Below are 12,494 nucleotides of genomic sequence, written 5' to 3' on the forward strand. Positions count from 1 at the left end.
AGTACGGCGTGGACTACAAGTGCAACCCGACCTGGGGCCGTGCCATCCGCAACTACATGTCGGTGATGTGGAAGCACTCCTTCCCTTCTGCACAACAAGCACCCCAATCCAATGCTGGAGCAGGTCATGCTTGATGCCCTGCTCTCCCGCCTGAATCGCTGGGCACTGAAACACATCGGCCGTGACTGGCTGGACTACGTCGCCAGCAACACCATGACGGACTTCAACCGTCGCTGGAATGACTTCATCTGGACTTACGACCTGCAGGCCATCGTTGTTGGCATCAAGGACGAAGCGCCAGGCGTCAAGACGCTGACGCTGATGCCCAATCAACTGTGGAAGAGCGCCGAACCAGGGCAGTACATCGCGCTGAACGCCAGCATCAATGGCGAGGCTGTCAGCCGCTATTACAGTCTGTCGCCCATGGAGGACGACTGCTTCACCATCACCGTCAAACGCGTGAGTGGCGGCAAGGTCTCCAACTGGGTGCACGATCAGGTCAAGCCTGGCATGGTGCTCAGCATTGGCCAACCACAGGGCCACTTCTGCTATCGCCAGCAATCGAAAATCCTGTTCATCAGCGCGGGCGCCGGCATCACCCCGGCCTACTCGATGCTCAAGGCCCTGATGGCCTATCACATCCGCCCGGACATGGCGATGTATGTGCAGTTCGCCGCCGCGCAGGACGTGATCTTCAAAGACACGCTGCAACGCTGGCGCAGCGAAGGCCTGGCCCTGACCACCGCGCTGAGTCGCCCCACGTCAGAAGACAAAGCGTCCGGCAAGTTTGCCGCCACGCTGGACGTCAGCAACATCGACACGCTGATCCCCGACTTCCGCGAGCGCGACATCTATCTGTGCGGCCCACAAGGCTTCATGGACAAGGTGGTCAACATCCTCAAGGAAAAGGGCTACGACCTGGGCAAGCTCGACAGCGAACGCTTTGTGGCGCATGAGATCAAGCCTTTGACGCCCGAGGACTTCAAGGCCGCGCAGGCCGAGATCTACTTCCGTCATCTGGACCGCCGCGTGCAGTTGACGGAAGAAGACCAGGGCTTGAGCCTGATGCAGATCGCCGAGCGCCATCAGGTGCCCGTGGAGACGGGTTGCCGCCAAGGCATGTGTGGCACTTGCAAGCTGACACTCAGAGAAGGCGACGTCGTCGGCAATATGCTGGGAAATGCGGTGTATCTTTGCACCGCTTTCCCCGCGTCGAACAAATTGGTGCTCGACGCCTGATGGCGCTTGCGGGCGCCGGTTGACGTACTTCAAGGTTTAGTCATGCTTCTGCCCTTGCGCATGCTGTTGTTATGCGTGCACTTCGTTCTGGCCAGCATCCTCGGTTTGCTGGTGAGCGTTTGCCGCCCATTCAATCCCGACAACAGCCGCATCGCGGCGCGCTTCTACGCGGTGCCGGCCACGTTCATCATGGGCATGAAGATGCGCCTTGATATCGATGGTGTGCTCAAGCACAAGCGACCAGCTGTGATCGTGGCCAACCACTTGTCGAACTACGACCTGTTCGTGTTCGGACATGCCGTGCCACCGCGTACTGTGACCCTGGGCAAGACCAGCCTGAAATGGATCCCGTTCTTCGGGCAGCTCTATTGGCTGGCGGGCAATGTGCTTATCGAGCGCGGCAATGCCGTTCAGGCCAAGAAGGCCATGATGACGACCACGGACACGCTGCAGCACAAGGACATGACGATCTGGGTGTTTGCCGAAGGCACGCGCGGGCACGGCAAAGGCTTGGCCCCCCTCAAAAAGGGCGCATTCCAGATGGCGATCAACGCGGGCGTGCCCATCATCCCGCTGTGCGGCAACAACTACGTGCGCGGCATGAACCTCAATCGCTTGCGAGGTGGCACGGTGGTCATGCGGGCACTGGAGCCCATCCCCACTGCTGGCTTGACGCTGGACGACATGCCCGAGCTGATGGCCACGTGCCAGGCTCGCATGAAGGCCTGCATCGACGAACTGGACCGTGAAGCCGGCACCACTGCACCACAAGCATGAGCGAGCCGCAGGAAAACAGCCAGGCGCAACGCATCGCCTTGCTGACGGGCCTGTACACCGCGCAAGGCATCCCCTTTGGTTTCTTCACGCTGGCTTTGCCGGTGCTGATGCGTGATGCAGGCTGGTCGCTCACATCCATCGGCTTTTTGCAGTTCCTGGCCTTGCCTTGGGGCATCAAGTTCCTGTGGGCACCGGCGCTGGATCACCATGGCTCGCGCCGCGGCTGGTTGATGTTCTTCCAATGTGCGGCCTGCCTGATGGCACTGATCCTGTCGCAACTGGATCTGAAGGCTGGCAGTCTGATCCTGTTTGGCGCGGTCTTTCTGTTCAATCTGCTCGCGGCCTCTCAGGACATCGTCACCGATGGCCTGGCCGTGCGTTTGCTGGGTGCCAAGGAGCGCGGCCTGGCCAATGCCATTCAAGTGGGCGCATACCGTTTGGGCATGATCCTGGGTGGTGGCTTGCTGCTGTGGATCTTTTCCCATGAGGGATGGCAGGTCATGTTCCTGTGCATGGCCGGCTTGCTGGGGCTGACCATCCTGCCCGTGCTGCCCCTCAAAGAGCCCCCAAGGCATACCGCGCCATCCAACCGGCCGCAAGGCATGGCGCTGGTGATCGGCTGGCTGCATCGCGCCCTGGCGCCTGGCATGCTGACCTTCTTTGGTCTGATCCTGTGCTTCCGCTTTGGTGACCAGATTCTGAATTCGCTGCTGCCGCCCTTCCTGCTGGACCATGGCGTGAGCAAAAGCACCATCGCCTTGATGAAAGGCGGTGTGGGTTCAGCCACCAGCTTGCTGGGCGCCAGCATCGGCGGCTGGCTGGTCTACCAATTGGGGCGGCGCAAGGCCATGTTGTTGGCCGGCCTCTCTCAGGCTGCCGGGTTCGGTCTCTATGTCGCGGTTGCCTTCCAGATGGGTGGCGTCGAGCTGCTATGGGCGGCCACCGTGCTGGAGGGCATTGTGGGCACCATGGCCACGGTTGCGCTGTTCACGCTGATGATGGATGCATCCGACCCCGAGCATGCGGGTACCGACTACACGCTGCTGGCCAGTGTGGTGGTGGCGGTCAGCAGCCTGGGCAGCCTGGCTGGCGGCGTGCTGGGCGACAAGCTGGGCTATGGCACGACATTCCTGATCGCAACCTGCCTAGCGGTGGCTGGCACCTTGTTTGTGGTGTGGTGGCTCGACCGTCACCCCACCAATGAACGCATTGCCGAGGCCTGGCGCTAAGCTCAGCCGTTGGGTGCAGCGATCTTGCTCAGCGGGTTCATCGCCTGAGACTGCTTGGGCATTGGGCCGCCAGTCAGATCGGGCTGCGCCCCATCCCAGCTTGGCTCGGGAATCGAATCGAACACCTGGCGCAGGCGTTGACCCCAGGTCGTGCGAATCATGCGGAAATAGGCATTGCTTTCATCGATGTTGATGAGCTGATCGACCTTCAAGGCATCGGCGTCATACACCATCAGATCCAGCGGCAGGCCGACCGACAGATTGGACTTGAGCGTCGAATCCATCGAGATCAGCGCGCACTTGGCAGCTTCCTGCAATGGCGTATCGGGCGTGACCACGCGGTCGATCACTGGCTTGCCGTACTTGGATTCGCCGATCTGGAAGTAGCAAACGCCGTCAATGCCGGCTTCGACAAAGTTGCCAGCAGCATAGACGTTGAACAGGCGCATGGTCTCGCCCTTGATCTGACCGCCGATGATGAGACTGCAGTTGAAGTCGATGCCGTGCTTCTTCAATGCCTCGGCATCGCGCGCATGGACCTTGCGCACGGCGCTGCCCACAATGCGGGCCACATCGAACAGGCTTTTGGCAGTCCAGATCGTGCACGGCTCGCCATCCGAGCCCTCGATGGTCTCGCTGCCCAGCAGTTGCTTGACGGCCTGCGTGATGGCCAGATTGCCAGCAGACAGCAGCACGAGCACACGCTCACCGGCCTTTTCATACACCGTCATCTTGCGGAAGGTGCTGATCTGGTCCATGCCCGCGTTGGTGCGCGAGTCAGACAGGAAAACGAGTCCGGCATTGAGCCGCATGGCCACACAGTAGGTCATGATGTGATCACCGATTTGAGTTTGTACAGCGCGTCCAGCGCTTCACGAGGGGTCAGGGTATCCGGGTCGATGCTGGCCAGCAAGCTCAAAGTTTGCGCTTCGGCAGGCGTCAGCGTTTCGCCTTGTGCATCAGCAAGTACCGCGCCACCTCGGGCAGCGGCGTTGGCTGCCAGTTCATCGAGATTGATACCGCCAGGTGCTTCAACCTGGGCAAACAGGTCTATCTGGTCTTCGGCATGGCGCTGCTGGGCTTCGAGCGATTCCAGCGTTGCACGCGCCTGGCGGATCAGCGAGTGCGGCATGCCGGCCAGGCGGGCCACCTGCACACCGTAGCTGCGGCTGGCAGGGCCATGTTGCAGCTCGTGCAGGAAAATGATGTCGTCGCCCGACTCGGCCACACCCACGTGCACGTTCAAGGCGCGAGGATGCTTTTCTGGTAGCGCCGTCAGCTCGAAGTAGTGGGTGGCGAACAGGCAGAAGGACTTGTTCTTGTCGTGCAGATGGCTGGCGATGGCACCAGCCAGGGCCAGCCCGTCAAACGTGGACGTACCACGCCCGATCTCGTCCATCAGCACGAGGGAGTGCTCTGTGGCCGTGTGCACGATGGCGGCGGCTTCGGTCATCTCCATCATGAAGGTCGATTGCGCGTTGGCCAGATCGTCAGCCGCCCCGATGCGGGTGTGGATGGCATCAATCGGGCCGATGCGGCAGGACGCCGCCGGCACGTATGAACCCATGGCCGCCAGCAACACGATCAGCGCCACCTGGCGCATGAAGGTCGATTTACCGCCCATGTTGGGGCCGGTCACGATCATCATGCGGCGGTTGGCGTCGAAGCGGCAATCATTGGGGATGAAGGCGGCGCCGCTGGTTTCCATCAAGCGGGCCTCGACCACGGGATGGCGACCCTTTTCAATTTCGATGCAAGGATGCGGGCTGAAATCGGGACGAGCCCAGCCCAAGGTAGCAGCGCGCTCGGCCAGCGCGGCCAGGCCATCCAGCGTGGACAAGGCGCGCGCCAGGGCGCCGAGCACGGCGATGTGAGATTGCAGGAAATCGATCAGCTGATCGAAGAGGAACTTCTCGCGCGCCAGCGCACGGTCTTGCGCCGACAAGGCCTTGTCTTCAAAGGCCTTGAGTTCAGGCGTGATGAAGCGCTCGGCGTTCTTGAGGGTCTGGCGGCGCTGGTAATCCAGCGGCACCTTCTCGGCCTGGCTCTGGGTGACTTCGATGTAGAAGCCGTGCACCTTGTTGTACTGCACGCGCAGGTTGTGGATGCCGGTGCGCTCGCGCTCGCGCACCTCCAACTCCAGCAGGAAGGCATCGCAGTTCTGCGAGATGGCGCGCAGCTCGTCCAGATCGGCGTCAAAGCCTGTAGCGATCACGCCGCCATCACGCAAGAGCACGGCAGGCGTTTCCATCAGCATGGCTTGCAGTTGCTGGGCAATGCCGGCATCAGGCTGCAAGGCGGTGTGCAACTGGGCCAGCAAGGGGGCGTCGTGAGGTACACGCTCGCGCAACTGCGGCAAGGTTAGCAAGGTGTCGCGCAGGCCGGCGAGTTCACGCGGACGCACCTGGCGCAAAGCCACGCGGGCGGTGATGCGCTCCACATCGCTCATCTGGCGCAGGGCTTCGCGCACGGATTCGTAACCCTGCTCCATCGCGGGCGGTGTCAGCAGGCAGGCGATGGCGTCGTGGCGAGCACGGGCTGTGGCGCGATCACGCAGCGGCTGCGTCATCCATTGGCGCAAGGCACGGCTGCCCATGCCGGTGCGGCAGGTATCCAGCAGCGACAACAGCGTGGGCGAGTCTTCGCCGCGCAAGGTCTGTGTGAGTTCGAGATTGCGCAGGGTGGCCGGAGGCAGGTCCAGCAGGTCAGTCGTGCGAGGCACTTCCAGCGAGGCCACGTGCGACAACGCCCTGCCCTGCGTGTGTTCGGCAAAGCTCAGCAAGGCGGCTGCGGCAGCATGTGCCAGGCTCAGGTCTTGTGCGCCATAAGCTTGCAGGCTACTGACCTGCAATTGCTCGCACAGCTTGCGCAGGCCCAGGCCCGGGTCGAACTGCCATGTGGGGCGGCTGGTCATCGCCACGCTCTTGCTGCTTTGCGTCAGCATGGGCTGCAGCGTGGGCGGAATGCGCTCGCGATCAAACAGGATTTCAGCGGGTTGCAGGCGGGCCAGCCAGCCGGCCAGATCACGCTCGGTGCACTCGGTCAGGCCCAGCTTGCCGCTGGACAGGCCCAGCCAGGCCAGCGCACAGGGCACGGCATGCTCTGCATGGCGGCCGCGCTTGTCCATGACCACAGCCAGCAGCAAGGCATCAGCGCGTTCGTTCAGCAGTTCTGTGTCGGTCAGGGTGCCGGGTGTCACCACGCGCACGACCTTGCGCTCGACCGGGCCCTTGCTGGCACCCACTTCGCCCACCTGTTCGGCAATCGCCACCGATTCGCCCAGGCGGATCAGCTTGGCGAGATACGTTTCGACCGCGTGCACCGGCACACCAGCCATCACCACGGGCTCACCGGCCGATTGGCCGCGCACCGTCAAAGTGATGTCGATCAGGCGGTTGGCCTTGCGTGCATCGTCATAGAAGAGTTCATAGAAATCTCCCATGCGGTAGAACACGAGCGTGTCAGGGTGCTCCGCTTTGATGCGTAGATATTGCTGCATCATCGGCGTGTGGCCGGCAAATGCAGTGTCCACCAGTGGCTGAGTCTCTGGGCTGTTTTTCATTTTTCTCTATACGAATCATCCACTTGGGACGCACCGGAACATGCCGGCACGCCCCCGGCGATCATCATTCAAAGTGCAATTGTCGCGCCTTGTCGGTAGCTGACGTGGCGAGCTGCCCGATCACAGCCGCATTGGCGAAACCCGCCTGTGCAAACTCGGCCAGAACGGCATCCACCGCGTCAGGCGCGCAACTCACGAGCAAACCGCCGCTGGTCTGCGGATCAGAGGCCATCGCCTGCATCCACGCTGGGGCACTGTCTGGCCACACCACATCGGCCCCATAGGCCGCCCAGTTGCGGGCCGAGGCGCCCGTCACGATGCCCTCACGGGCAAAGCTGGCGGCTTCTTCAATCAGGGGCAGGCTGGCCAGCTCCACACGCGCATCCAGGCCTGAGCCGCGGCAGATTTCGAGCAGATGCCCAGCCAGGCCGAAACCAGTCACGTCCGTCATGGCATGCACACCAGGCAGGCCGCCCAGCACGGTGCCGACGCGGTTGAGTTGCGTGGTGTGGCGCAGCATCTGGGCGTAACCTTCGTCGGTCAGCAGGCCCTTTTTCAGGGCGGCCGACAAGATGCCCACGCCCAGCGGTTTGCCCAGCACCAGCACGTCGCCCGCCTGGCCATCGGCATTGCGGCGCACGCGGTCGGGGTGCACCAGGCCCAGCGCCACGAGGCCGTAAATCGGCTCCAGCAGGTCAATCGAGTGGCCACCCGCGATCGGGATGCCGGCATCGCGGCAAACCTCGGCGCCGCCAGACAAAATCTGGCCGATCACTTCGGGTGGCAGCTTGGCAATGGGCATGCCCACCAAGGCCAGCGCCATGATGGGGGTGCCGCCCATGGCGTAGATGTCAGACAGCGCGTTGGTGGCGGCAATGCGACCGAAATCCCGTGGGTTGTCCACGATGGGCGTGAAAAAATCGGTGGTGGCGACCAGGGCCTGGGTGTCATTGAGGCGGTAAACGGCCGCGTCGTCGCTGGTCTCCAGCCCCACCATCAACTCGGGCGGAACGAGGCCTTGTGGCGCACGTGACAAAATCTCGGCCAGAAGGCCCGGGGCGATTTTGCAACCGCAGCCGCCGCCGTGCGAAAACTGAGTAAGGGCAATGGAAGTCATGGGTCAACAGAAGTTCGAAGCGATTGTGCCAGCGGGGGCGCCCCGATGAGCGCTCGCGGGCCGGTTCAGGTGGCCGATCGACACTTGTTTGACTGCCTCATCGACGCACGCTCGCCTTCCGAGTTCGCGCTCGACCACATTCCCGGCGCCATCAACTGCCCGGTGCTGGACGACGAAGAGCGTCGCATTGTGGGCACCATCTACAAGCAGCAAGGCGCCTTTGAGGCCCGACGCGTGGGAGGTGCCATGGTGGCCGCCAACCTGGCCCGGCATCTGCAAGGCCGTTTTGCCAACATGCCCCCCGACTGGAAGCCGCTGGTGTACTGCTGGCGCGGCGGCCTTCGCAGTGGCTCTATGGTGGCCTGGTGGCGCCTGGTGGGCTGGGATGCCCAACAACTGGCAGGTGGCTACAAACGCTGGCGCCAGCATGTGATCGCGCAACTGGATGCCCTGTGCCCGCAGTTGCAACTGCATGTGGTGAGCGGTGCTACAGGCAGCGCCAAAACCCGCGTGCTGCATGCCTTGGCCGAGCAAGGCGCGCAAGTGCTGGATCTGGAGGGGCTCGCCGCCCACAAGGGCTCGCTGCTGGGTGCCATGCCCGGCGTGGATCAGCCGTCTCAAAAGGCATTCGAGACGGCCATGGCGACCGTGATCGAATCATTCGATCTGAACAAGCCCGTTTTCGTGGAAGCCGAGAGCCGCAAGATCGGGCGCATCTCGCTACCGACCTCGCTGATCGAGCGCATGCGTGCCAGCCCCTGTCTGGAAATCGAAGCCTCACCCGAGGCCCGACTGGCCTTTCTGTTGCGCGACTACGCCTATCTGGGCGACGACGGCGAGGCACTGGCAAACAAGTTTGAATCGCTGCGTGCCCTGCATGGCAAGGACACCATCGCCCGCTGGCAGGACTGGGCCAGGCAATCGCAGCTGTCGCCCCTGTTTGCCGAACTGACCGAGCTGCATTACGACCCGCTGTATGCCCGCTCACAGGCGGCGCATTTCCACAGGTGGGCAGAACGCCAGACCGTGCAAGTGGACGCGCTGGATGAGGCATCGATCCAGCAAGTGGCCCGCCAGCTGCTGACCCTGATCTGATCGCCATGAGCGTTGCCTTGTCAGCACCCCGCGTGCATCTCCAGAACGTCAGCCGCCATTGGGGCAGCCAGGCTGTGCTCAAGGACATCACCCTGAGCATGGGCGCCGGCGAGCGCATTGCCTTGATCGGCCCCAGCGGCGCGGGCAAGTCCACCTTGATCAGGCTGATCGCGGGGGCCTTGCGCCCCACAGCCGGCGTGATCGAGGTCAACGGCCGATCCATGGCCAATTTCAGCTGGCGAGCCTTGCAGGCGCACCGCTCCACCTGCCGCATCGTCGAGCAACAGAATCTGCTCGTGCCACAGGCCACGGTGCACAGCAATGTGATCTCGGGCCTGCTGTCAACCTGGCACTGGTACAAGGCGCTGCAAGCTGCCGTGATGACCGTGGAGGCTGATCGCGTGGCCGCCCTGCTGAAATCGCTCGACATGGCCATGCACCAGTGGGACAAGGCGGGCCAACTCAGCGGCGGGCAAATGCAGCGCGTGGCCATCGCACGGGCCTTGATCGCCAACCCTGGCTTGCTGTTGGCCGACGAGCCCACGGCCTCGCTGGACCCCAACACAGCCAAATCCGTGACCCGACTGATCGTGGATCAGGCCAAAGCGCGCGGGATGTCGCTGGTGTTCTGCACGCACTGGTTCGACATCGTCCGGCAGGACTGCACCCGGGTGATCGGCCTGCGCGGCGGGCAGGTGATGTTCGACTGCGCCCCCGCGGACGCATCAGAAGAACGACTGGCCCAACTGTATGCGGGCAGCCATGAACGCATCTGACCTTGGCTGGCAACGGGAGCGCCACGCGCGCTGGCGTCAGTACGCCTTGTGCCTGCTCATCGGCCTGAGCGGATGGTTGTGCCTGGCGTTGTCCGGCGCGCAACCCGGCAAGCTGTTTGACAGCGACGGTCTGCGCAATGCCGGCGAGATCCTGTCTGGCATGGCCCATCCGGATTTCTCGCGGGATTTCATGGCGCGTGTTGTCGAGCTGTCCATCGAAAGCCTGTTGATCGGGATCCTGGGCACCGTGATGGCGGTGGTGCTGGGCACCAGCTTGTCCTTCCTGGCGATCACCGTGCCGGATCTGGCCGATCCACCGCGCCGGGCGCCAGCCTGGGCCCGCCACAGCCTGGACGCGCTGCGCTGGCTGATCCGCCTGGTGCTCAGCGTGCTGCGTTCGATCCCGGAGATCGTCTGGGCCTACATCTTCGTGCGCCTCATCGGGCTGGGCCCAGGTGCCGCCGTGCTGGCCATCGGCCTGACGGTGGGGGGCAACATCGGCAAGCTGTATGCCGAACTGGCCGAAGCCGTCGAGCAGCGCGTGATTCAGGCGCTGCGTGCTACGGGCGCCTCACGCTGGGCCATCTTCCTGCATGGCGTGCTGCCTCAGGTGCGCCGTCAATGGACGGGCTACGCCCTGTTCTGCCTGGAGTGCAATATCCGCATCGGCACCATTCTGGGCGTGGTGGGAGCTGGCGGCCTGGGCAGCGAAATTGCCCTGAGCCTGCGCTACTTCCAGTACGACAAGCTGGCCACCACTTTGCTGGCCGTCCTGGCCTTTGTGGTCGCGCTCGAGTTGATCAGCGCGCAGTTGCGGCGACGTGGTCTGCGCTGGTCGCTGGGCTTTGCCAGCATGGGCACCATCTGGGCCCTGTACAAGCTGGAGATCCCCTGGGGTGACCTGTTCAGCAGCCAGGCGCCCGCCCTGTTCACCTTTGACCATCTCGTGCTGGATCAGCCCTTTGTGCACACCGTCGTCACGCAGATTGGCGAAACACTGATGATGGCCTGGGTGGCCACGCTGGTGTCTGCGTGTGTGGCGTTTGTGCTGGCGCCGCTGGCTGCGACGCACCTGATGACGGGCAGTTATCTGCCCGATCCACCGCGCACAGGCGCCTTGTCTCGACTGGGCCGCCAGTCGGTGAAATGGGCCAGCCGTGCACTGCTGCAAGGCACACGTGTGATGCCCGAGCTGACCTTGGCACTGGTGTTCGTTGTGTGGGTCGGAGGTGGCCCATTGGCCGGCATTATGGCGATTGCCGTACACAATATGGGCGTCATGGGGCGCCTGTTTGCCGACGTCTTCGAAGAGGTGGAAAGCGGGCCGCCTGGCGTCTTGCAAGCCCAAGGCTCAGGCGCAATGGCCACCTTTCTATTCGGGGTGCTGCCCCAGGTCAAGGCCAGGCTGGCCGCGTTCACGCTTTACCGCTTCGAGGTGAATGTGCGCGCCACGGCCATGGTGGGCTTTGTGGGCGCCGGCGGCATTGGCGACGCCTTGAACACCGCCATCAGCCTGTTCCACATGCGTGATCTGAGTCTGCTCTTGTTGACCATGCTCCTGCTGGTGGCCGTGGTCGACACGATCGGCGACAAGGTTCGCGCCCGGATTCTGTCAACGCCTCACGCCAAACCGCTGCTGATCACTTACGCTTGAATGCAGCCGCAAGCGCCATCCCACATCACCCTCCATCCTTGAAGGAATCTTGTCATGACATCGAATCGCTTCGCTCGCCGCATGCTGCTGTTGGCCCCCTTGCTGGCGCTCCAGGCCCAGTTTGCCCATGCTGAAGACGTCATCCGCGTATCCGGCATCCCTGACGAGAACCCGACCGAGCTGGCCCGCAAATACCAACCGCTCGTTGATCACCTGCAAAAGCACCTGGGCGTGAAGGTGGTGTACGTGCCTGTGATCGATTACGGCGCTGCCGTGGCGGCATTGGGCGCAGGCAAGGTTGACTTCGCCTGGCTGGGTGGCTTCACCTTCGTGCAGGCCAAGGTGATGTCGGGCGCCAAACCCGTCGTGATGCGCGACATCGACCGCGAGTTCCACAGCGTGTTCATCGCCAACACTGCTTCCGGCATCAACAAGCCTGAAGAGATGCGTGGCAAGAGCTTTGCCTTTGGTTCCAAGAGCTCGACCTCCGGCCACCTGTTCCCACGCTACTTCCTGAGCACCCAGTTCAAGATCGATGCCGACAAGGACTTTGCCGGCGCGCCCATCTACAGCGGTGCCCACGATGCCACGGTGAAGATGGTGGAATCCGGCAAGGTGCAAGCCGGCGCCTTGAACATCGAGGTCTGGCAGCGCCTGGTCGCAGGCGACAAGTTCGACAAGACCAAGGTCAAGGCCATCTGGACCACCCCGCCCTTTGTGGACTACGTCTGGACCGCCCGCAAGGACCTGCCCGCCGCCACCGTGCAGAAGTTTGCCAATGCCTTCCTGACGCTGGATGCCACCAAGCCGGAAGAAAAAGCCGTGCTGGATCTGCAGGGCGCGAAGAAGTTCGTGACCGCCAATGCGGATGATTTCAACGTGATCGAGCAGGTGGGCCGATCCACCGGCTTGCTGAAGTAAACCTGGGCCGCAGGCTCACTCCGGTCGATCCAGCTTGGTCGACAGGACAATCGTTGAAAAGGTGTCGAGCACACCTTGCACATTGCGGATGCGGTCAATCACCGCATCCAGCTCCTGCGTGGAG

At 62.9% G+C, this 12,494-nt stretch carries 10 protein-coding genes; 7 read left to right on the forward strand and 3 right to left on the reverse strand.

Annotation, left to right across the window (positions count from 1 at the left end; all coding sequences use genetic code 11):
- Positions 1–126: 126 nt before the first annotated feature.
- Genes EPO09_RS05000 through EPO09_RS05010 form a run of 3 tightly spaced genes read left to right on the forward strand, consistent with a single transcriptional unit; the run spans position 127 to position 3,245 of the window.
- Positions 127–1,239, forward strand: a complete 1,113-nt coding sequence (locus EPO09_RS05000) for a flavin reductase family protein (protein WP_290640788.1) — start codon at positions 127–129, stop codon at positions 1,237–1,239.
- A gap of 42 nt (positions 1,240–1,281) precedes the next feature.
- The gene (locus EPO09_RS05005) at positions 1,282–2,016 is read left to right on the forward strand and encodes a 1-acyl-sn-glycerol-3-phosphate acyltransferase (protein WP_290640789.1); all 735 of its coding nucleotides are present in this window, start codon (positions 1,282–1,284) and stop codon (positions 2,014–2,016) included.
- Positions 2,013–3,245 (forward strand): MFS transporter, encoded by a 1,233-nt coding sequence (locus EPO09_RS05010; protein WP_290640791.1) that lies wholly within the window; start codon positions 2,013–2,015, stop codon positions 3,243–3,245. The genes EPO09_RS05005 and EPO09_RS05010 overlap by 4 nt, the downstream gene beginning before the upstream one ends.
- A 2-nt stretch (positions 3,246–3,247) precedes the next feature.
- Here EPO09_RS05010 and EPO09_RS05015 read toward each other — a convergent pair whose 3' ends face one another.
- From EPO09_RS05015 to selD, 3 genes are all read right to left on the reverse strand, one after another.
- A complete protein-coding gene (locus EPO09_RS05015) occupies positions 3,248–4,075 on the reverse strand; it encodes a proteasome-type protease (RefSeq protein WP_290640793.1) in 828 nt (275 codons plus the stop codon).
- Positions 4,072–6,807, reverse strand: coding sequence for a DNA mismatch repair protein MutS (gene mutS, locus EPO09_RS05020; RefSeq protein ID WP_290640795.1), 2,736 nt, complete (start codon positions 6,805–6,807; stop codon positions 4,072–4,074). The genes EPO09_RS05015 and mutS overlap by 4 nt, the downstream gene beginning before the upstream one ends.
- Before the next feature lie 64 nt (positions 6,808–6,871).
- Positions 6,872–7,924, reverse strand: coding sequence for a selenide, water dikinase SelD (gene selD / locus EPO09_RS05025; protein WP_290640797.1), 1,053 nt, complete (start codon positions 7,922–7,924; stop codon positions 6,872–6,874).
- 45 nt (positions 7,925–7,969) lie between these two features.
- On the opposite strand from selD, the gene mnmH reads away from it, so the two are divergent.
- From mnmH to EPO09_RS05045, 4 genes are read left to right on the forward strand one after another with little or no spacing between them, the layout of a single operon-like run.
- Positions 7,970–9,019, forward strand: coding sequence for a tRNA 2-selenouridine(34) synthase MnmH (mnmH, locus tag EPO09_RS05030; RefSeq protein WP_290640799.1), 1,050 nt, complete (start codon positions 7,970–7,972; stop codon positions 9,017–9,019).
- A 5-nt stretch (positions 9,020–9,024) separates the two neighbouring features.
- Positions 9,025–9,795 (forward strand): phosphonate ABC transporter ATP-binding protein, encoded by a 771-nt coding sequence (locus tag EPO09_RS05035; protein ID WP_290640801.1) that lies wholly within the window; start codon positions 9,025–9,027, stop codon positions 9,793–9,795.
- Positions 9,782–11,449, forward strand: coding sequence for an ABC transporter permease subunit (locus EPO09_RS05040; protein WP_290640803.1), 1,668 nt, complete (start codon positions 9,782–9,784; stop codon positions 11,447–11,449). The genes EPO09_RS05035 and EPO09_RS05040 overlap by 14 nt, the downstream gene beginning before the upstream one ends.
- A 54-nt stretch (positions 11,450–11,503) precedes the next feature.
- A complete protein-coding gene (locus EPO09_RS05045; RefSeq protein ID WP_290640804.1) occupies positions 11,504–12,370 on the forward strand; it encodes a putative selenate ABC transporter substrate-binding protein in 867 nt (288 codons plus the stop codon).
- Positions 12,371–12,494: the final 124 nt, after the last annotated feature.

The sequence above is a fragment of the Aquabacterium sp. genome, assembly GCF_004297345.1.
Taxonomy (GTDB): Bacteria; Pseudomonadota; Gammaproteobacteria; order Burkholderiales; family Burkholderiaceae_C; genus Aquabacterium.

Excerpts from the sequence above, each read along its gene's own strand:
- EPO09_RS05000 (WP_290640788.1), top strand. The coding sequence starts at position 127 with ATGCTTGATGCCCTGCTCTCCCGCCTGAATCGCTGGGCACTGAAACAC.
- EPO09_RS05005 (WP_290640789.1), top strand. The coding sequence starts at position 1,282 with ATGCTTCTGCCCTTGCGCATGCTGTTGTTATGCGTGCACTTCGTTCTG.
- EPO09_RS05010 (WP_290640791.1), top strand. The coding sequence starts at position 2,013 with ATGAGCGAGCCGCAGGAAAACAGCCAGGCGCAACGCATCGCCTTGCTG.
- EPO09_RS05015 (WP_290640793.1), bottom strand. The coding sequence starts at position 4,075 with ATGACCTACTGTGTGGCCATGCGGCTCAATGCCGGACTCGTTTTCCTG.
- mutS (WP_290640795.1), bottom strand. The coding sequence starts at position 6,807 with ATGAAAAACAGCCCAGAGACTCAGCCACTGGTGGACACTGCATTTGCC.
- selD (WP_290640797.1), bottom strand. The coding sequence starts at position 7,924 with ATGACTTCCATTGCCCTTACTCAGTTTTCGCACGGCGGCGGCTGCGGT.
- mnmH (WP_290640799.1), top strand. The coding sequence starts at position 7,970 with ATGAGCGCTCGCGGGCCGGTTCAGGTGGCCGATCGACACTTGTTTGAC.
- EPO09_RS05035 (WP_290640801.1), top strand. The coding sequence starts at position 9,025 with ATGAGCGTTGCCTTGTCAGCACCCCGCGTGCATCTCCAGAACGTCAGC.
- EPO09_RS05040 (WP_290640803.1), top strand. The coding sequence starts at position 9,782 with ATGAACGCATCTGACCTTGGCTGGCAACGGGAGCGCCACGCGCGCTGG.
- EPO09_RS05045 (WP_290640804.1), top strand. The coding sequence starts at position 11,504 with ATGACATCGAATCGCTTCGCTCGCCGCATGCTGCTGTTGGCCCCCTTG.